This window comes from Arthrospiribacter ruber, from assembly GCF_019343195.1.
In the GTDB taxonomy this organism is placed as follows: domain Bacteria; phylum Bacteroidota; class Bacteroidia; order Cytophagales; family Cyclobacteriaceae; genus Arthrospiribacter; species Arthrospiribacter ruber.
The window spans coordinates 418,665-437,906 of record NZ_RPHB01000004.1 but is presented as its reverse complement, the minus strand read 5'-3'; the positions used below and the strand labels follow the sequence as shown (position 1 = coordinate 437,906).

Below are 19,242 nucleotides of genomic sequence, written 5' to 3'. Positions count from 1 at the left end.
CCGTAGGCTAAGGTTGGATGTTTAAAATATATATACTGTCGACACTTTTCGCATGGGCTTTTTAATACAGAAGCCATGAATTTAACAAAAAATCCATGGCTTTTAAACAGGGATTTAAGTTCTTTAGAGGAATGCCAAAGCTGCTGGTCCAAGCTGCTTCTGCAATGGTTTGAGCATATTCCCAACCCCTTTGTTGTAATTGCCAAGAAGTTGTTTGCCCAGCAAACTCAAAAGAAAGTTTTGCCTTGTTTTCTTTAAATCCAAAAATTGTGATTTTTTGGCATCCTCACCCAAAGAACTGTTAAGAACCTTGAACACATCATCCGTAAAGCTTTTATTGTTTGATTTCAGTTTGCTTTCCTGGTCTGCATTGAGTCCAAGGCCGTCCGTCTTGTTCAAGATATTCAATACCTGAGTTGGAAGATCGGCATTACCTCCAGCAGGGAGGTTAAGTCTTTGAGCCATAACTTCAAAAGAAGACAAGACTGCAAATATAAGTGTGAAAAGAAGAAGAGATTTTTTCATATTCAAAATGTTTCGTTTTGCTCAATTTAATAAATTTCATATAAAATATAGATTGAAATTTACTTTCTTGAAAAATCCGCTTCAAAATGGGAGTTAATAAAGAATCTGATGTATCTGATTTTAGATATTTTTACCCTATTCTTTTGAGCTTACAAACATTTCTTTTCAATTTCGGGCATGAAAATGAGATTATTGATCATAGCGGTATTGGGGGTGTTCTTAGGCGCTACAGACTTTTCCAATGCCCAACAGGTTCAGAAATATGATGTGTCTATCGCTGGCATATCAATAGGAGAGATGACTGCCAAAAAGTTTGATAGGGGTGAAGAGGTGGTCTATGAATTGAGCAGCAATGTGAGCTTCTGGTTTTTTGGAAGGATCAATTTGGATTACTTTACCAAAACCACATACAAGGATGGATTGCTCAGAACAGTAAGGTTAACTTCCAATACGAATAGGGGTAATTTCAAATCGGATATCGATTGGAAAGGAGATCATTACAAAGTTCAAACGACTAATTACAAATACGAACTGGACACTACCATTCACAAACCTCTTTACTTCAGCGCGGCAGTTTTTTACTTTCAGGAACCTAAGCAGGTCAAAGAATTTATGGCGGAGGCTTATGGTTTGGTATCACCGATTGTGAAAAAGGGGGAATATTACGAGGTAGATGTCAATGGTAACCGTAACCGCTTTTATTATAAAAACGGTGAACTGGAAAAGGCCGTCATGCAGTTCCCCGTCAAGAATTACGTGATTACAAGAAAGGATTGAGTAAAGTAAAAAGGCCGGCAAAACCGACCTTTTTAAATATCATCAATACCTATGAAGAAAATTACTGGTTCAAAGGTATGCTGTATCTTTCAGAAGGGTGTTACCACATTGTGAAGTAATCTTTAAATTGAAGGATATACAGTTGAAATATGCCTTTGGCGATATAAATTGAAATATGCTTTGCGAAATATATTGAAATATGCCTTCGGCGATATAGGTTCCTAGTATCAACTCATCTTTTTAAAATTAAGCTTTGATCTCAGAGCTTTTTTCTACTTTATGTCAAGATATGATTGTCCTTTTTACTACTAGTAGATCTTCATAATAGAATAAACTTTTGATTTGAAGCCAATATCAATTAATAACTTGTCCGCCGAGGCGGATCCAATATCAATTAGTATCGGGTTGATTCTAGACCCATAATAAATTGGTTGCAGGTAGAATTGCGGATATACATATTTCTACAATATTTCTCCCATATTTCCACCATATATCATTTCTTCATGATCTCCAAATTCCTCAAAATTTCCATGGCAAAAACCCCCATGGCTTTCACCCCAGTTTTGATGGTAGGTTCGGGAAGTGGTGCAAATTGAGGGGAATGCAGTCCCGGGATTTCCAGACCTTCCGCTTGGGCCTTTTCAAGAAAATCAGGATCAGTGGCACCTAGGTAAAACATACTAATGGGGATATTCCTTGCCTGTAATCCAAATCTACTGAAATCTTCTCCTATCATCTGTGCCTCTACTTCTTTTACATTTTCTTCTCCTAGATTGGCTCTGAAAACTTCCACCATCCTTTCGGTTAGTGCCTCGTCATTAACCAAAGCAGGGGTATGTGGCTCCCTGATCCAATATTCGGGCATTTTGGATTCCGATAAGCCAGCCGCTTTTGCATAGTTTTCACTTATCCTTTTGATACTGCTGATCATTTCTTCCCTTACTTCAGGTGAATATGACCTCAATGTCAGTTGCATGGTGACTTCATCAGGAATGATGTTATGCACAGATCCACCACGGATTGAACCCACAGTCACTACAGCAGGATCTGTAGGGGCTATTCTTCTGCTTACAATGCTCTGATAGGCTTGGATCATTTGGGCACTTAATACAATTGGATCAATTCCCTTATGCGGCGCAGCTCCATGAGCACCTTCTCCATAGACTGTCACATTCATCATATCTACTCCAGCCATTAATGCACCACTCTTGTAACCCACCGTTCCTGCTGGTAAAAATGGATCATCATGTAAGGCTATGGCATAATCAGGATGCGGGAATTTTTCATACAAACCATCATTGAGCATGTTCCAGGCACCCATTCCATTTTCCTCAGAAGGTTGGCCCACCATCAAGAGGGTTCCTCTCCATGAGTCTTTGAATTCTTTCATCAACTTAGCAGTCCCAATAAAAACAGTCATGTGGATATCATGACCGCATGAATGGGCAATGAAAGTTTCCTTTCCATCATTGGTCACTCCTTTTTTGGTCGAAGCATAGGGCAAGCCTGTTTTTTCCTCCATGGGCAGCGCATCCATATCAGCGCGTATCAATAGGACCGGACCGGGACCATTTTTCATTACTCCCACAACTCCGTATCCGCCGATTCCTTCTGTGACTTCATAGCCCAGCTTTCTCAATTCCTCAGCAATCCTGGCTGATGTTTCTTTTTCCTGCAAAGAAAGCTCAGGGTTTTGGTGGAGCTCCTTATAAAGCGCATCCAATTCCGGGTACATCTTGTCAATGGAAGCATCCAATTGCTGGGCTTGGACAAAACCTGAAAATGCAATTGAAAACAGTAGGATGAGGAAAGTGTATTTTGATTTTTTCATAAACTGAATCGGGTTATCTTTTTCAAATAAAACAAATTATTCCCTCTTTTGGGTTAGAGATAATAATTCAATTGTATCAAAAGCCATTTTTATGCCTATAATTCAGGAATCAACTTACATTCATCCTCCATTTTACCTGTTCAACGGACATGTGGAAACCATCATTCCCAGTATTTTCAGGAAAATCGAGGGAGTACAATACCAAAGGGAGAGGATTGATACTCCGGATGGAGATTTTTTGGATCTAGACTGGTCCAAGGTGGGTGCTGACAAGCTGCTTATTATCTCCCACGGATTGGAAGGCAGTTCTGACAGACATTACGCCAAAGGCTTGGTCAAGCTCTTCAATGAAAATGGTTTTGATGCCTTGGCCTGGAACAACAGGTCTTGTAGTGGAGAAATGAACAAAGGGAAACTCCTGTACCATCATGGCGCTTCGTATGACCTCAAAACTGTCATAGAGCATGCGGATAAGGGAACAGCGTATTCGGAATTTTACCTTACGGGTATTTCTATGGGTGGTGCACAGACCCTCAAGTATTTAGGTGAAAATGGATCCTCCATTCATTCCAAGATCAAAAAGGCGGCGGTTTATTCCACTCCATGTAACCTTCCCGATTCGGCAGCCACACTGAGAGAAAAGCGGAATTCATTTTACAAAAAGAGGTTTTTGGGAAAGCTGAAGGCAAAAATGTTATTGAAAGGAAGTCAATATCCCGGTTTGGTAGATTTGGAATTACTCAGCAAGGTCAAAGACTTCGACACTTTCGACACCTACTTTACCGCCAAGGTGCATGGATTTAAGGATGCGGATGATTTTTACCGGTCTGTAAGTGCCGACAATTGGATGGAAAAGATTGAAGTTCCCACTTTGATCATCAATGCACTGAATGACCCACTTCTGAAAGGCAGGTGTTTCCCTGTAGATCTTGCCAAAAGAAAATCTAATCTTTACTTGGAAATGCCCAAAAGGGGAGGGCATACAGGGTTTCTTTTAAAAGGCCAGGAGTACTCTTGGGCAGAATTAAGGTTTTTGGAGTTTTTTAGAGAGATGTAAGACGTTAGATATGAGAAATGAGAGGTTAAGATGCGAGAATCGAGAAACAAGAGACAAGAAACAAGAGACAAGAAACAAGAGACAAGAAACAAGAGACTAGAAACAAGAGAAAAGATATAAAATTGAAGGTTCAAAGCCTATTCCAAGGATTGGAAAGGCAAGAAGGTTTGATGTGGAAATGCGCTTATGAAAAGTACAATGAGATGAATAAAAAAACGATAGCCCACAAGACTATCGCTTTTTGATAATTATTACCCAATCAATTTTTGTTTAAAAATTGATGTCTTTATCACATTTGAAGTGATGATATTTTTAAATGTCTTTTGGAAAATGCCGGAACTTTAAACGAATGCCTTTAAACAAAATAAATAACCCTATTTTTGAGTCAAGTGTTTCATTTTTAGGGATAAATGCAGGTTTAAAAGTAAAATAACCATAGAGTTGGATTTTTTTGATGGTATGACATTGGTGGAATTGAACGCTCTATCGTATGAGAAAGCATGTTATATATTTATGACCTCTTAGCAGTCGGGGCTTTTTATTTTTAACCGTTAATTTTTTCAACAAAGCTGATTCTGGATTCTTGGTGATCCCAACGGGATCAAATGTTTATAGCATAAAAATGCGTCTAGGACAGGGTTCGATCCTGTTGAGGTCGAATATAATTAGCTGCTTTGTTGCAACCTCAGACTCCAATCTACCTGATCAATTAAGTAGCGTTTGAAACTTCGATTAAAGCTTTTAATTGTTTTTTCAAAAGTCCTAATTAGGGCGTGCTGAAAAACGCCAACTGGAGAATAAATGCTTTAAATTTTGATGAATACCCCGTTTGTCAAGTATTTTCTTTTTAAGCAGGTGCACGCTTATTCAATGATATAGCTTGATTTCCATGCTCCTTAAAATTTCAAAATTCGAAATTTTAAGGCTAGTCTCAGGCATACCATCTTCTTCATTGGGCTCACTTGAAGTATAAGCATACATCTTCATTCGCCCGCTTTGAATCTGGCATACCTGAGACTTTTTCAGCAAGCCCTAATTAATCTTTCCATTTTCTTTTCTATAAAAAAAATATGAAAAATGTTTTATACAAAAATCAAAATGAAGATATGTTTTCTGAGGAAAATATATTTTATCAGACTTGTAATAATCAAAAAAGAGGCCTGACTAGACCTCTAAAATTACATCCAGGTAATTTCTGATTCCAATTCCTTTCCAAATGGCTTTTTCTCTTACTAACTTCAATACTCCTGCATATCGTTCAGGATCATAATCATTGTTTTTGCCAACAGGGTTCTCTTTAGCCCTTTTAAGCATTTCCAATCTGAAATCAATGAGGTCTTTTCCAATAGCCTCAGCAATTTCATCCAAAAAGGATTCCTCCGCGACTGCGATAAAATTGGACCTGGGTGCCCTGAATGATCCTACGGTGATATTAGAAGCGACAATCCATTCTTCTGCCAGATAGTTTTCTATGGCACCCGCAGGGAAGCGGTCCGCATACAAAGGAGGCTCTACCAATCCACCTGCATTCACATGGAAACCGGACAGGTTATTGTCCTTGTCCAAAGCGACAGGGTAAGTGACCTGGTATATGGGAGGTTCAACTGTATTTCTAGCTTATTTCAAAACCCACTTAAATCACAAGAATATATTTAAAGGATTGGATTTGACCTTTTGACAAACTCATTGTTAAATGAATACACTAAGCTGATATTCCAGATCCAATTATCAACTTCTATTTCCGAAATGATTTTTTTGCTGATAATTGAACCTAGCGATATGGGGAAATCTTTTTTTCCGATCAAAAAAGAACCACTGGCAAAATACCCGTCTTTTTCATTCATCTTGAGGTAAAACAACTGTGGCTTGGCATTTAGAAAAAACTTTTTTGTGATGCTAAGATTCGTATGGGAAGTACCGAGAGCAACAAACTGATTGATGGCAAGCGGGCCACTTCCCAAGCTTCTACCCTGTAGGTAAAGGAAGGTTACTTTATTGTTTTCGGTGAAATTATAGCTAGGAGAGATTTCTCCGGCGAAAAAGCGGTTAGTTTTCATGGTCTCCACCATATTGCCATTATCATCTTCCACCATAATATTTTCAAAAATATAGGCAGGATGGGCACCGACGTGAAGTTTGAATTTATCCGATTTGATGAGTTTGTATCTCCACCATAGTATAAAAGACCAGGGCTGTCCATCCAATGCAAATCTCATTTCTGGATCAAAGCTTAGTCTCTCACCACCGACTGATAGCTCAAAAATGGCTGCAGGCCTATTGAGTGAAAATGCAGGTATCAGAGATAGACCATTGTTAGTGATACTGATGTTACCTCTGAAATGGGTCAAATTGCCAGACACTTCATCTTGACAATGTCCAGAATTAAGGGATGTCAATATTAAAATCATCGCCAGAACTGTCATTTTCAAACAAAATCTCATGTTTGGAAAAGCAATTTTAGCAAACTTATATTCTACAGGTAATGATGAAAGCATGGGTAAAGGGTGGATTAGAAGCAGAAGGTATTCAATTACCTATGTGCAAAACTAGAAGAATTGAAAGATAGATTATAATCTCAATCAAATCAATTTTTGCCTAAATCAAACAATTGAGGCTAAATTTGAGAATCAGGTCAAGAATATGATAAATAAACCTCTCTTCTTCAATATTTATGATTTACGAGGGACGATTTACGGTGCTTTGTCCACGCTCATACCCATCTTTTGTCTAGCGTCTTATGTCTTCGTATCGTTTACGAATTACCAGGTTTTGATCTAACTCCAGAACTGCTTTGTTTCTAATTTCTCGCCTCTAAATCTCTCCCTCAAAACCTCTTCAGCGCCCACTCACATACGGTTCCACCTATTGACAGGGAACTTGTTGCGGCAGGAGAGGGGGCATTAAGGACATGAATGGCATTTTGATCTTCACGGATGCAGAAATCATCCAGTAGGCCACCGGTCCTGTCACAAGCCTGAGCCCGTACACCTGCTCCACCTTCTATAAGATCACTTTCCTGAATGTCAGGGATAAGTTCTTTTAGTGCATCGGTAAATGCTTTCTTGGAGAAAGACCTGAAAAGTTCACCCATTCCGGTTTTCCAGTACTTGGAGGCTACTTTTTGAAATCCTGGCCAGCTCAGGGTTTCGGCCAACTCTGAAAAGTTGACCTGGGACTTTTTATATCCCTCTCTTTTAAATGCCAATACAGCATTAGGACCAGCCTCAATGCCCCCTTTCATCATTCTGGTAAAATGTACACCTAAAAATGGGAAGTTGGGATCAGGAACCGGATAGATTAGGTTTTTGACCAGATATTCTCTTTCCTTTTTGATCTTATAATATTCACCTCTGAAAGGAATAATTTTTACATCAAGAGCTTCTTTGGAGGACATTTTCGCCACTTTATCAGAATAAAGCCCAGCACAATTGATTAGAAGGTTTGTTGAAAAACTTCCCTTGCCGGTATGAATGATTGATGCTGTGTTTTGGGTTTCGACTTTAATGACCTCATGACCGAGAAAAACCTGTCCGCCGAGCATTTGAAATTTCTCAGCGTATTTTTCAGTCACTAGTTTGTAGTCAACTATTCCGGTCTGCGGGACATGGATGGCCGCTACTCCGGCGCAATAAGGTTCGAAATGCTTCAACTCATCCAAGGTGATGGAGCGGGTGCCCTTTAATCCATTTTGTAAGCCTCTTTCAAGCAATGAATTGAGAAGTGGAATCTGTTCTTTTCTGGTAGCGACGACAACTTTTCCGGTGAGTTCAAACGGGATATTTTCTTCTTCACAAAACCTAACCAGTTCATGGTAGCCTTCTATACAGTTTTTAGCTTTTAGGGAACCAGGCTTATAATACAAACCGGAATGGATTACACCACTATTGTTACCTGTCTGATGTTTGGCTACTTCCGCTTCTTTTTCCAGAATGGCTACTTTGATATTCGGGTTTCGTTGTTTGATCTTTAAACCCGTAGCCAGCCCAACTATTCCCCCACCAATGATGATTACCTGAAAATCCATTAATACCTTTTTTGAATGATTACAACAGCAAATATATGTACAAGCACATGAAAAAATAAACTAAGCTTATTTCTATATCCTTTTATAAAGCCACAATCAATTTGCATATTTGCAGCTAAAATAAATGCATCTGTTTGTAAAGATGCCATGTTTCATTTACACAATTCTTTAAATGTCTAACCAACAAATCAAAATTACCCTGCCGGATGGATCGGTCAGGGAGTACGAAAAAGGAGTTTCCGGGCTACAGATTGCACTTAGTATCAGCGAGGGTTTGGCCAGAAACGTACTTGCAGCAAAAGTAAACGGAGAAGTTTGGGACGCCACCCGTCCCATCAATCAGGATTCATCTGTACAATTGTTGACCTGGAATGATAACGAGGGGAAAAACACCTTTTGGCATTCCTCTGCGCACTTGATGGCAGAAGCCTTAGAGGCGCTTTACCCTGGAGTCAAGCTTGGAATAGGACCACCTATAGAAAACGGGTTTTACTATGATGTGGACTTTGGTGACAAGTCATTGGATGGTGCTGAGCTTGAAAAGATAGAAGCCAAAATGCTTGAGCTGGCCAGACAAAAAAACGAATATATCCGAAAAGATATTTCAAAGAAAGATGCGGTTGCCTATTTCAGTGAAAAAGGGGACGAATACAAGTTGGACCTTTTGGAGGGTCTGGAAGATGGTTCGATTACTTTTTATGAGCAGGGTAATTTTGTGGACCTCTGCCGTGGACCTCACATTCCCAATACGGGATTTATCAAAGCAGCTAAGTTGTTGAATATAGCAGGGGCTTACTGGAGAGGGGACGAAAAAAACAAAATGCTCACCAGGATTTATGGCATTACTTTCCCGAAAGCTAAAGAGCTGCAGGAGTACCTACACATGCTGGAAGAAGCCAAAAAACGTGACCATAGAAAACTTGGCCGGGAGTTGGAGCTTTTTACATTTTCAGAGAAAGTAGGGATGGGCTTACCTCTATGGTTGCCCAAAGGTACTTTGTTAAGGGAAAGACTGGTGAACTTTATGAAAAGGGCACAGGACAAATCCGGATATCAGCAGGTAGTTACACCGCATATTGGCCACAAAGCTCTTTATGAAACATCAGGACATTACGAGAAGTATGGGAAAGATTCTTTCCAGCCAATAGCCACGCCTAATGAAGGGGAAGAGTTTTTGCTCAAACCGATGAATTGCCCTCATCATTGCGAAATATACAAACACAAACCACGATCATACAAAGATCTTCCGATTCGGTATGCAGAATTTGGGACCGTATATAGGTACGAACAAAGTGGAGAATTACACGGCTTAACACGAGTAAGAGGTTTTACCCAGGATGATGCACATATATTTTGCCGTCCAGACCAAGTCAAAGAAGAGTTTATCAAAGTAATAGATTTGGTTCTATATGTTTTCCAGGCCTTAGGTTTTGAGAATTTTACAGCACAGGTTTCTTTGAGAGACCCTGACAACAAAGATAAATACATAGGTTCTGATGAAGCTTGGGAAAAAGCAGAGTCGGCTATAATTGAAGCAGCCGCTGAAAAAGGGCTGAAAACTGTAACCGAACTTGGAGAGGCAGCATTTTATGGGCCAAAGTTGGACTTTATGGTAAAAGATGCCCTTGGTAGAAAATGGCAATTAGGAACTATTCAGGTAGATTATAACCTTCCGGAGAGATTTCAGTTGGAATATATAGGTTCTGACAACCAAAAGCACAGGCCTGTGATGATCCATAGGGCGCCATTTGGTTCATTGGAGCGCTTCGTTGCAGTCCTTATTGAGCATTGTGCAGGTAATTTTCCTCTGTGGTTGTCTCCGGAGCAGATCACAATTTTGCCTATTTCGGAAAAATTCATCGAATATGCAGAGCAAATCCGAATTAGCCTTGAAGAGCATGACATTGTAGGCGCCATTGACAACAGAGATGAGAAAATAGGGAGAAAAATCCGGGATGCGGAAGTCAAAAAGATTCCTTTCATGCTAATTGTAGGCGAAAAAGAACAGGCTGAAGCAAAAGTATCAGTGAGAAAGCACGGGGAAGGCGACAAAGGAAGTCTTTCTGTAGAAGAGTTCGTAAGTTATTTCAAAAGCATTATTGAATCATCTTTGAAACAGAAATAATAGAAGTAAAAAAGAATGAGATTTTTTAAATCTCGAAATTATTAAGATATTTGCAGGCAATTTCATTAAAACAACCAAAAAATTTTGAGAGGAAAAACACCGTTTAGACAGAGACAAGAAGAACCTTACAAGGTAAATGAGAAGATTAGAGCCCGGGAGGTAAGGGTAGTAGGTGACTTTGTAGAAGGAGGAAATGCCGTACTTCCTACTTCACAGGCCATAAAAATTGCTCAGGAAAATGACCTTGATCTCGTAGAAATTTCTCCAAATGCAAGTCCACCCGTCTGTAAGGTGATTGACTACGCCAAATTTAAATACGAGCAGAAAAAGAAGCAAAAGGAAATCAAAGCCAATGCTGCAAAGACTGTTTTGAAGGAAATTAGGTTCGGTCCCAATACAGATGACCATGATTTCAATTTTAAGCTGAAGCACGCCATAGGTTTTCTAAAGGAAGGTGCCAAAGTCAAAGCTTACGTACACTTTGTAGGTAGGTCTATTGTTTTCAAGGAAAGGGGCGAGATGTTGTTGTTGAGATTTGCACAAGAGCTGGAGGAATATGCCCAAGTGGAGCAGCTTCCAAAGCTTGAAGGGAAAAGGATGTTTTTATTCCTTGCCCCAAAACCAAGTAAAAAATAAATTCAACAAATAAATACAGTTATGCCTAAAGTAAAAACCAAATCAGGTGCAAAAAAACGGTTTAAGCTAACAGCTACCGGAAAAATCAAAAGGAAGCATGCTTACAAAAGCCACATCTTGACCAAGAAGTCTACCAAGAGAAAGAGAAATCTAACTCAAATGGGACAAGTTCATGAGTCAGATGAGGGAAGAGTAAAAGCAATGTTGAGAATCGGTTGATTTTCAAGTCTTCAAAACAATTAAGGTTATATTATTCACCAGACGCTAAGGTAAAAAAGTCCGAAAGGCACCTAGAGTCAAAAAATTTAAAAAAATGCCTAGATCAGTAAACGCAGTTGCTTCAAGAGCAAGAAGAAAAAAAGTCCTTAAAGCAACAAAAGGCTACTTCGGAAGAGGTAAAAACGTTTGGACAGTAGCCAAAAACAAGTATGAAAAAGGTTTGCAGTACGCTTACAGGGACAGAAAAGCCAAGAAAAGAGAATTCAGGGCTCTATGGATCCAGCGTATCAATGCCGGTGCCAGAGAATATGGCATTTCTTATTCACAATTCATGGGATTGCTCAAAAAAGCAGGTATCGAGTTGAACAGAAAAGTTCTTGCAGATCTTGCTATGAACCATCCAGAGGCATTCAAAGCTGTTGTTGAAAAAGTTAAGTAAGAGCGCACTCAATTACTTAATACCAAAGCCCCAGATCATGGGGCTTTTTTTATGTTCATTTTACTAAAACAGGATTTCAATTTGAGATTTTTTGCTATATTACAAAAGAACAGAAAAACTAAAGCCAATACCTGTTTTGCTTAGGCACAATGTAGGGATTGGTTTTTTAGTATCTGATTGAGAATACAAGGTTAAATCCTCAAGGCCTTTGACCTGAGTAGGCTTAAAATAAAAAAGCCTCTCAGTAAAGAGAAGCTTTGAGTAGCGAGGAGCAGAATCGAACTGCCGTCCGCCGAGGCGGATAAGAATCCTGCTGCTGGTTTAAAATAAAAAAGCCTCTCAGTAAAGAGAAGCTTTGAGTAGCGAGGAGCAGAATCGAACTGCCGTCCGCCGAGGCGGATAAGAATCCTGCTGCTGGTTTAAAATAAAAAAGCCTCTCAGTAAAGAGAAGCTTTGAGTAGCGAGGAGCAGAATCGAACTGCCGACCTCAGGGTTATGAATCCTGCGCTCTAACCATCTGAGCTACCTCGCCAATTGGGAATGCAAATATGAGGTCTTGGCCTTTGAATTGCAAACATATTGATGCAAAAAAAGTGTTTTTTTGAAAACTAAATGATCGAAAAAATGGTAAAGAATAAGTTTGTTGCTGATTATCAAATCAATACTTCAAGGAAAATACTTTTCCCGTACTTAAGTACTGCGAGTGGCTTGTCAGAGTGGTATGCTGATGATGTGTCTATCAATGAAGATAAAACCTATAAAATCAATTATGATGGGGAAGATCATTTTGCAAGAATAGTTGCAATGCGAACCAATTATCATGTGAAATTTGATTTTTTTGATCCCAATAATCCTGATGAGACGGATCACTCCTATATCGAGTTTAAAATTGAAGAGAATGAACTCACACAGACGCTTTTTCTAAAAGTGATAGATTACAGTGATTCCTATGATGATGAAGAATTGGAGTCAATCTGGGAAAATCTTGTAGCCAATCTGAAAGAGATCATTGGAGGATAGCTTCAATTTTTCTTGAATTTTGAATATTATTGTCAACTTTGCCGTTGAATGAAAGCGAGTGGCGATAATTCCTGAATGAAAAAACTTGATAAACTAATACTGGGGTCATTTATTGGCCCATTCTTTTTGACATTTATTGTGGTGGATTTTATTCTGCTCACAGTAAATATGCTCAAGTATTTTGATGAGATTTTTGGCAAAGGACTCGATTTCATTATTTATGTAGAGTTGATCTCATACTTTGTAATAAGTATTTCTCCCATGGCACTCCCTTTGGCTGTGCTATTATCCTCACTTATGACTTTCGGGAATCTTGGTGAGCACTTTGAACTGACAGCTATCAAAAGCAGCGGCATATCATTGCTTCGTGCCTTGAGGCCCATTGGTGTTTTTGTAGTTGTATTGACTTTTTTTGCTTATTTATCCAATAATTATCTGGTTCCCAAGGTTAACCTTAAGACATTCAGCCTTCTGTACGATATCAGGATGAAATCACCTGCACTTGATATCAAAGAAGGTGTGTTTTATGCAGGAATTCCCAATTACAGTATCAAAGTCAACAAAAAGATAGATGATGTACGGTTACGAGAAATCATCATATACGACCATTCTCAAGGTCAGGGCAATACCAATGTTATTTTGGCTGATTCCGGACGTATGGAGTCTTTTTTCAATGACAGATATATGAGATTGACTTTGTACAATGGGATTTCATACAAAGAATCAAGGGCACAGAGGGGGATTACAGAAAAGCCCGTTGACTTTAGCAGAACAAACTTCTCAGAAAACCAGATGGTTTTCAATCTGGAATCCTTTCAAATGAACAGGACTCCCGAAGATCTTTGGTCTACAAACAGATCTATCAAAAATATTGCTCAGTTAAAGGACGGGCTTGACTCTATGGCCAGTGAAATCAATCAGATCATTTATTACAATTATCTCACAACGGAATCTTCTTATTCTTATTTTTCCAGAAACAGAAAGATCAATCCTCCTGCCGATATTGTCCAAGGAAAAGCACGATATGATTCTTTGCGTGAAGCACGCCTGGCACTAAGGAAAGAAAGACAAGAAGATAGCCTGAGAAGGGTTGGAGTATCTGCAACCAAAATTGATTCAAGCCTCACAGCTCTTAATTCCGTGGAGCAAATGGATTTACAATTGATGCAGGATTCATTGGGAGTTACCGACCTTTCCAGTAACGAAAATATCTCTGTACCGATAGACCAAATGAATGAAACCGAGGATTCTGCTTCAAATTTCAGAAATAGGCTCAAAAAGGTTGAGCGTATGCAGCCAGAAGTAAAAGAGGACAGGCAAGATGTTAAATTATCTGATACTTCAAAAATTGCTGAAAAAACACGAGGTCTAGAGTTTACAGCCGAACAAAAAGCCAAGTATGATTCAATCGTTGAAGCAGGGAATTATCAGAATAGAGCAGCTACCGTGGCCCTTAACAATGCCAGGACAATCAAAAATAATTTCAATACAAAGATTACTCAGATTGATAATCTTGAAAGAGAGTATAGAAGGTTCCAGATAGCCTGGTACCAAAAGTATACCACAGCATTTGCTTGTATTGTCATGTTCATGATCGGAGCTCCTTTGGGCGCCATTATCAAAAAAGGAGGGCTTGGCATGCCTGTTCTGCTTTCCATTATTTTCTTTATTATCTACTACATGTTGACCATCACTGGCGAAAAATGGGCCAAAGAGGCCATTACGGATCCTATTTTCGGTACATGGTTTTCAAATTTGGTACTACTTCCCTTCGGGCTCTTTTTCTTAAAACAAGCCAGAAAAGATGCGAGGTTATTTGAAGCGGACATATATGTGGACTTTTTCAAAAAAATCATTCAAAAAATCAAAAGATTCTTTGCCAAATGAATAGGTTGTTTTTAAAATCGGAATAATCGTTTTACCTTTGTGGCTGTTTAAAATCTTAAATTTAACTAGACATGTATTTATCCGCAGAGAAAAAAGCAGATCTTTTCAAAAATCATGGCAGGTTAAAGTCTGAAACTGATACAGGATCACCGGAATCACAGATTGCGTTGTTTACTTACAGAATTCAGCACCTGACAGAACATTTGAAGCAAAACAAAAAAGATCACTCATCGAGATTGAGCCTATTGAAATTGGTAGGTAAAAGAAGAAGTTTACTTAATTACCTTATCAAAAATGATATCGAAAGATATAGATCAATCATTGCTGAGCTTGGAATTAGAAAATAATGCCACATTGACTGTAAGGTTCTCACCATGGGAACCTTACTTTTTTGCCTCCCCACGATATTTAAACCTTACTTTTAAAACTATGCTTAATTATTTTAACAAAACTGTATGTTACCTAACGTAATTTCTAAGTCTATCACCCTTGAGGATGGTAGAGAAATCATTATTGAAACCGGTGCATTGGCCAAACAAGCTGATGGATCTGTAGTAGTAAAAATGGGGAAAGCGATGTTGCTTGCAACTGTCGTTTCCAAAAAAGAAGCTTTGGAAGGGGTTGACTTTCTTCCACTTTCTGTAGATTATCAAGAAAAATTTGCTGCTTCCGGAAAGATACCGGGAGGATTTTTGAAAAGAGAGGGGCGGTTGTCCGACTATGAAATTCTTATCAGTAGAATTGTTGACCGTGCTATCAGACCTATTTTTCCGGACGATTATCACGCGGACACGCAGGTTGCTATCACATTAATGTCAGCCGATTCAGAAGTGTTGCCTGATTGTCTCGCAGGATTGGCAGCCTCTGCAGCATTGGCGGTGTCCGACATCCCATTCAACGGACCTATTTCTGAAGTTAGAGTAGCCAAAGTTGACGGGAAGCTTTTGATCAACCCAACACCATCCCAATTGGAACAGGCTTCTCTTGAGTTTATTGTTGCCGGTTCAGAAGAATATATTCTGATGGTAGAAGGTGAAGCCAATGAGATTTCTGAGGATGAAATGGTGGAAGCTTTGCAGTTTGCCCATACAGAGATCATCAAACACTGTAAAGTGCAAAAAGAACTTACTGTTGCTGTAGGTAAAGAGATCAAAAGAGAGTACAGTCATGAGAAATCCGATGCAGCGCTTTACGAAAAGATGCATGCTGAGCTTTATGATAAGTGCTATGAGATTGTTGGAAGACAACTAGCCAATAAATCTGAAAGATCAGAATTGATTAAAGCTGTCAAAGAGGCATTTGTTGAAAGCCTTGGTGAAGAGCATGAGTTTGAAGCATCTTTGATAGGACCATATTTCAGCAAAATCCATAAAGAAGCTGCAAGAAATCTTACCTTAAATGAAAAGAAAAGATTGGATGGCAGACAATTGAATGAAATCAGACCGATTTGGTCGGTAGTAGACTATTTGCCTTCTGCCCATGGTTCTGCTGTCTTTACAAGAGGAGAAACCCAATCTGTCACTACTTGTACTTTGGGTACAAAAATGGATGAGCAGATGATAGATGGAGCCATGATATCCGGCTACAATAAGTTTTTCCTTCACTACAATTTCCCAGGATTCTCCACAGGTGAGGTAAAACCGAATAGAGGTCCGGGTAGAAGAGAAGTGGGGCATGGAAACCTGGCCATGAGAGCATTGAAAAAGGTATTGCCCGCGGAGGATGAAAATCCATACACCATTAGAATTGTTTCGGATATATTGGAATCCAATGGCTCGTCCTCCATGGCGACCGTTTGTGCGGGTTCTTTGGCATTGATGGATGCCGGTATTCAGATCAAAGCTCCTGTAACAGGTATCGCTATGGGAATGATTTCTGATTCCAATACGGGAAACTACTCTATTCTTTCAGATATTCTAGGAGATGAGGATCACTTAGGAGACATGGACTTCAAAGTAACTGGTACTGAAAATGGTATCACGGCTTGTCAGATGGACTTGAAAGTAGAAGGTCTGGATTACAATGTGTTGAAAGAGGCACTATATCAAGCTAAAGATGGGAGGCTTCATATTCTTGAAGAAATCAAGAAAACCTTAGCTGCACCTAAACCTGATCTCAAGCCACATACTCCAAGATCTTACATGATGACCATTCCAAAGGAATTGATCGGTGCTGTGATTGGGCCTGGTGGCAAAGTCATACAGGAAATCCAAAAAGATACCGGAGCTACCATAGTAATTGAGGAAAAGGATAATGTTGGCAAGATCAACATTTTCTCCAACAATCAGGACTCTATGGATGCTGCTGTTTCTAGGATCAAAGCCATTGTAGCTCAACCGGAAATAGGTGAAACTTATACAGGAAAGGTTAAGAACATCATGCCATTTGGTGCTTTTGTAGAATTCATGCCAGGTAAGGATGGACTGCTACACATTTCAGAAATCAAGTGGGAAAGGTTGGAAAACATGGAAGGTGTCCTTGAACCAGGTGAGGAAATAGTAGTAAAGCTTATAGATGTTGACAAAAAAACAGGTAAGTTCAAGCTTTCCAGAAAAGTATTGTTGCCTAAACCGGAAAAAACTGACAAAAAAGATTAAGTTCAAATACGTAATTTGATTACATTGAACTTTATTTGGAAGCATTTCTGTTATACTATTCGTTCTTAACCGCAAAATTATTCTTGAATGAGGCAGCTAAAAATTAGCAAACAGATTACCAACAGAGAGAGTCAATCTCTGGATAAATACCTACAGGAGATAGGCAAAGTGGATCTTCTTACGGCAGATGAGGAAGTGGTCCTGGCAAAAAGGATCAGAGAAGGAGATCAGCTGGCTTTGGAAAAACTGACCAAAGCAAATCTTAGGTTCGTGGTATCTGTTGCCAAACAATATCAAAACCAAGGTCTTTCCTTGGGAGATCTTATCAATGAAGGAAACTTGGGTTTGATTAAAGCAGCTCAGAGATTTGATGAAACCAGGGGTTTCAAATTTATCTCTTATGCTGTATGGTGGATCAGACAGTCCATTTTGCAAGCTTTGGCTGAGCAATCCAGGATCGTGAGGTTACCTTTGAACAGGGTAGGTTCACTGAATAAAATCAGTAAGACCTTTTCTGAACTCGAACAAAAGTTTGAAAGAGAACCATCTCCAGAAGAACTGGCAGAAGTCCTTGAGGTGACAGCAGGAGAAGTGGTAGATACCATGAAAATCTCCGGACGTCATGTATCCATGGACGCTCCTTTCGTACAGGGGGAGGAAAATAGCCTCCTCGATGTATTGGAAAATGATGGTGATGAAAAACCCGATGATGGATTGATGACCGATTCTCTTAGGAAGGAAGTTCAAAGAGCTCTTTCTACCCTTACATCCAGAGAAGCTGATGTGATTACACTTTACTTTGGTCTGAATGGCGAACATGCCATGACATTGGAAGAGATTGGTGAAAAATTCAACCTAACCAGAGAAAGAGTAAGGCAAATTAAAGAAAAGGCTATCAGGAGGTTAAGGCATACTTCTAGAAGTAAGACTTTAAAGCCTTACCTAGGTTAAAAAATTATCTGAGTAAATAAATTAAAAGGGGGGTATCCCCTTTTTTTATGTATTTATACCACCGCAAACAATTCGGGTACTTAAAAAAATTAATATTCTGATGATCATCCAGTATTGGATTTTATTGGAATTTTAACAGGTATTAACTTTGTTGTGTAGGGTATTTTATCAAAATTTGCTAACCCAAAAATCAAAATCTAATGTCTTCTGAAATAGAAAATGTAAAGGTCCTTATTATCGGATCAGGACCGGCAGGTTATACTGCTGCTATATATGCTTCAAGAGCAGGTTTGAATCCGGTTTTATATACAGGGGGGCAACCGGGAGGTCAGCTTACCATCACCACTGATGTGGAAAATTATCCAGGATACCCAGAAGGGATTATGGGGCCTGAAATGATGGAGGATTTTAGAAAACAGGCCGAAAGATTTGGTTCTCAAGTAAGATATGGAATGGTTACTAAGGTGGATTTTACCGGAACACCACATAAAGTAATTGTGGATGACCAAAAAGAAATCCATGCTGATACTGTAATTATTTCAACTGGGGCCTCTGCAAAGTGGCTAGGAATAGAAAGCGAAGAAAGATTGAATGGAAAAGGAGTGTCAGCTTGTGCTGTTTGTGATGGGTTCTTTTTCAGGGGACAGGATGTAGCAATTGTTGGTGCAGGGGATACAGCATGTGAAGAAGCTTCCTATTTGGCCAATATTTGTAACAAAGTTTACATGCTCGTAAGAAGGGATGAAATGAGGGCGTCTCAAATTATGCAGAATAGAGTATTTAAAAATCCGAAAATCGAGGTACTCTGGAATACGGAAACAGAAGAGATATTGGGTAGCGAAGAAGTAGTCGGAGCAAGAATTTTTAACAATAAATCTGGGGAAAAAAGAGAATTGAAAATTTCTGGCTTTTTTGTTGCTATAGGGCATGAACCCAATACCGCAATATTCAAGGATTTCATTGAGATGGATGAAAGTGGATATATCCTAACTAAGCCTGGAAGTACCCAGACTAATATAAAAGGAGTTTTTGCTTGTGGAGATGCCCAAGACCATATCTATAGACAAGCTGTAACAGCCGCGGGAACAGGGTGCATGGCAGCACTGGATGCCGAAAGATATCTGGCAGCTCAAGAATAGTATGAATCTTACCTG

The 19,242-nt window shown here is 39.3% G+C and carries 16 protein-coding genes, 1 tRNA gene and 1 pseudogene; 12 read left to right on the top strand and 6 right to left on the bottom strand.

What is annotated here, in order from left to right:
* Window positions 1-123: 123 nt before the first annotated feature.
* Window positions 124-525, bottom strand: a complete 402-nt coding sequence (locus tag EGN73_RS10675) for a hypothetical protein (protein WP_219289289.1) — start codon at window positions 523-525, stop codon at window positions 124-126.
* Window positions 526-702: 177 nt separating this feature from the next.
* On the opposite strand from EGN73_RS10675, the gene EGN73_RS10670 reads away from it, so the two are divergent.
* Window positions 703-1,302 (top strand): DUF6134 family protein, encoded by a 600-nt coding sequence (locus EGN73_RS10670; protein ID WP_246611543.1) that lies wholly within the window; start codon window positions 703-705, stop codon window positions 1,300-1,302.
* A gap of 493 nt (window positions 1,303-1,795) precedes the next feature.
* Here the strand turns inward: EGN73_RS10670 and EGN73_RS10665 are convergent, their stop codons facing one another.
* On the bottom strand, window positions 1,796-3,133 hold the full coding sequence (locus EGN73_RS10665; RefSeq protein WP_219289286.1) for an amidohydrolase: 1,338 nt from the start codon (window positions 3,131-3,133) through the stop codon (window positions 1,796-1,798).
* Window positions 3,134-3,224: 91 nt separating this feature from the next.
* Here EGN73_RS10665 and EGN73_RS10660 point away from each other — a divergent pair, with 91 nt between their 5' ends.
* Window positions 3,225-4,190, top strand: a complete 966-nt coding sequence (locus tag EGN73_RS10660; protein WP_219289283.1) for a YheT family hydrolase — start codon at window positions 3,225-3,227, stop codon at window positions 4,188-4,190.
* A 1,203-nt stretch (window positions 4,191-5,393) separates the two neighbouring features.
* Here EGN73_RS10660 and EGN73_RS10655 read toward each other — a convergent pair.
* The 3 genes and pseudogenes from EGN73_RS10655 to lhgO all read right to left on the bottom strand — a co-directional run.
* Window positions 5,394-5,786, bottom strand: a pseudogene (locus tag EGN73_RS10655) (xanthine dehydrogenase family protein molybdopterin-binding subunit); the annotation flags it as partial.
* Window positions 5,787-5,842: 56 nt separating this feature from the next.
* On the bottom strand, window positions 5,843-6,685 hold the full coding sequence (locus EGN73_RS10650) for a hypothetical protein (RefSeq protein WP_246611542.1): 843 nt from the start codon (window positions 6,683-6,685) through the stop codon (window positions 5,843-5,845).
* 329 nt (window positions 6,686-7,014) lie between these two features.
* On the bottom strand, window positions 7,015-8,214 hold the full coding sequence (gene lhgO, locus EGN73_RS10645) for an L-2-hydroxyglutarate oxidase (RefSeq protein ID WP_219289280.1): 1,200 nt from the start codon (window positions 8,212-8,214) through the stop codon (window positions 7,015-7,017).
* Window positions 8,215-8,386: 172 nt separating this feature from the next.
* Here lhgO and thrS point away from each other — a divergent pair, with 172 nt between their 5' ends.
* The 4 genes from thrS to rplT all read left to right on the top strand — a co-directional run bounded on the left by thrS (window position 8,387) and on the right by rplT (window position 11,633).
* Window positions 8,387-10,339 carry a threonine--tRNA ligase gene (gene thrS / locus EGN73_RS10640; protein ID WP_219289277.1) on the top strand — a complete coding sequence of 651 codons (1,953 nt, stop codon included), beginning with the start codon at window positions 8,387-8,389 and terminating at the stop codon, window positions 10,337-10,339.
* 84 nt (window positions 10,340-10,423) lie between these two features.
* Complete coding sequence (gene infC / locus EGN73_RS10635; protein ID WP_219289275.1) at window positions 10,424-10,975, top strand: translation initiation factor IF-3; 552 nt, start codon at window positions 10,424-10,426, stop codon at window positions 10,973-10,975.
* 21 nt (window positions 10,976-10,996) lie between these two features.
* Entirely contained in the window at window positions 10,997-11,194 is a 198-nt protein-coding gene (gene rpmI, locus EGN73_RS10630) for a 50S ribosomal protein L35 (RefSeq protein WP_219289273.1), read from the top strand.
* A gap of 94 nt (window positions 11,195-11,288) precedes the next feature.
* Complete coding sequence (gene rplT / locus EGN73_RS10625) at window positions 11,289-11,633, top strand: 50S ribosomal protein L20 (protein WP_219289271.1); 345 nt, start codon at window positions 11,289-11,291, stop codon at window positions 11,631-11,633.
* A 458-nt stretch (window positions 11,634-12,091) separates the two neighbouring features.
* On the opposite strand, the gene EGN73_RS10620 is transcribed toward rplT, so the two are convergent.
* Window positions 12,092-12,165: transfer RNA gene (locus EGN73_RS10620), tRNA-Met, on the bottom strand.
* 92 nt (window positions 12,166-12,257) lie between these two features.
* On the opposite strand from EGN73_RS10620, the gene EGN73_RS10615 reads away from it, so the two are divergent.
* The 6 genes from EGN73_RS10615 to trxB all read left to right on the top strand — a co-directional run bounded on the left by EGN73_RS10615 (window position 12,258) and on the right by trxB (window position 19,227).
* On the top strand, window positions 12,258-12,653 hold the full coding sequence (locus tag EGN73_RS10615) for an START-like domain-containing protein (protein ID WP_219289270.1): 396 nt from the start codon (window positions 12,258-12,260) through the stop codon (window positions 12,651-12,653).
* Between the two features lie 75 nt (window positions 12,654-12,728).
* Window positions 12,729-14,540, top strand: coding sequence for an LptF/LptG family permease (locus tag EGN73_RS10610; RefSeq protein WP_219289268.1), 1,812 nt, complete (start codon window positions 12,729-12,731; stop codon window positions 14,538-14,540).
* A gap of 71 nt (window positions 14,541-14,611) precedes the next feature.
* Window positions 14,612-14,887 carry a 30S ribosomal protein S15 gene (gene rpsO, locus EGN73_RS10605; RefSeq protein ID WP_219289267.1) on the top strand — a complete coding sequence of 92 codons (276 nt, stop codon included), beginning with the start codon at window positions 14,612-14,614 and terminating at the stop codon, window positions 14,885-14,887.
* A gap of 108 nt (window positions 14,888-14,995) precedes the next feature.
* Window positions 14,996-17,137 (top strand): polyribonucleotide nucleotidyltransferase, encoded by a 2,142-nt coding sequence (pnp, locus tag EGN73_RS10600; protein WP_219289266.1) that lies wholly within the window; start codon window positions 14,996-14,998, stop codon window positions 17,135-17,137.
* Between the two features lie 87 nt (window positions 17,138-17,224).
* Window positions 17,225-18,088 carry a sigma-70 family RNA polymerase sigma factor gene (locus tag EGN73_RS10595; RefSeq protein ID WP_009036261.1) on the top strand — a complete coding sequence of 288 codons (864 nt, stop codon included), beginning with the start codon at window positions 17,225-17,227 and terminating at the stop codon, window positions 18,086-18,088.
* 200 nt (window positions 18,089-18,288) lie between these two features.
* A complete protein-coding gene (trxB, locus tag EGN73_RS10590; protein WP_219289262.1) occupies window positions 18,289-19,227 on the top strand; it encodes a thioredoxin-disulfide reductase in 939 nt (312 codons plus the stop codon).
* Window positions 19,228-19,242: the final 15 nt, after the last annotated feature.

What these genes read in the sequence shown, in the direction of transcription:
- thrS (WP_219289277.1), top strand. Translation starts at nt 8,387, where the DNA reads ATGTCTAACCAACAAATCAAAATTACCCTGCCGGATGGATCGGTCAGG.
- rpmI (WP_219289273.1), top strand. Translation starts at nt 10,997, where the DNA reads ATGCCTAAAGTAAAAACCAAATCAGGTGCAAAAAAACGGTTTAAGCTA.
- rplT (WP_219289271.1), top strand. Translation starts at nt 11,289, where the DNA reads ATGCCTAGATCAGTAAACGCAGTTGCTTCAAGAGCAAGAAGAAAAAAA.
- lhgO (WP_219289280.1), bottom strand. Translation starts at nt 8,214, where the DNA reads ATGGATTTTCAGGTAATCATCATTGGTGGGGGAATAGTTGGGCTGGCT.
- EGN73_RS10670 (WP_246611543.1), top strand. Translation starts at nt 703, where the DNA reads ATGAAAATGAGATTATTGATCATAGCGGTATTGGGGGTGTTCTTAGGC.
- EGN73_RS10650 (WP_246611542.1), bottom strand. Translation starts at nt 6,685, where the DNA reads ATGCTTTCATCATTACCTGTAGAATATAAGTTTGCTAAAATTGCTTTT.
- EGN73_RS10675 (WP_219289289.1), bottom strand. Translation starts at nt 525, where the DNA reads ATGAAAAAATCTCTTCTTCTTTTCACACTTATATTTGCAGTCTTGTCT.
- EGN73_RS10595 (WP_009036261.1), top strand. Translation starts at nt 17,225, where the DNA reads ATGAGGCAGCTAAAAATTAGCAAACAGATTACCAACAGAGAGAGTCAA.
- EGN73_RS10665 (WP_219289286.1), bottom strand. Translation starts at nt 3,133, where the DNA reads ATGAAAAAATCAAAATACACTTTCCTCATCCTACTGTTTTCAATTGCA.
- rpsO (WP_219289267.1), top strand. Translation starts at nt 14,612, where the DNA reads ATGTATTTATCCGCAGAGAAAAAAGCAGATCTTTTCAAAAATCATGGC.
- EGN73_RS10660 (WP_219289283.1), top strand. Translation starts at nt 3,225, where the DNA reads ATGCCTATAATTCAGGAATCAACTTACATTCATCCTCCATTTTACCTG.
- trxB (WP_219289262.1), top strand. Translation starts at nt 18,289, where the DNA reads ATGTCTTCTGAAATAGAAAATGTAAAGGTCCTTATTATCGGATCAGGA.
- EGN73_RS10610 (WP_219289268.1), top strand. Translation starts at nt 12,729, where the DNA reads ATGAAAAAACTTGATAAACTAATACTGGGGTCATTTATTGGCCCATTC.
- pnp (WP_219289266.1), top strand. Translation starts at nt 14,996, where the DNA reads ATGTTACCTAACGTAATTTCTAAGTCTATCACCCTTGAGGATGGTAGA.
- EGN73_RS10615 (WP_219289270.1), top strand. Translation starts at nt 12,258, where the DNA reads ATGGTAAAGAATAAGTTTGTTGCTGATTATCAAATCAATACTTCAAGG.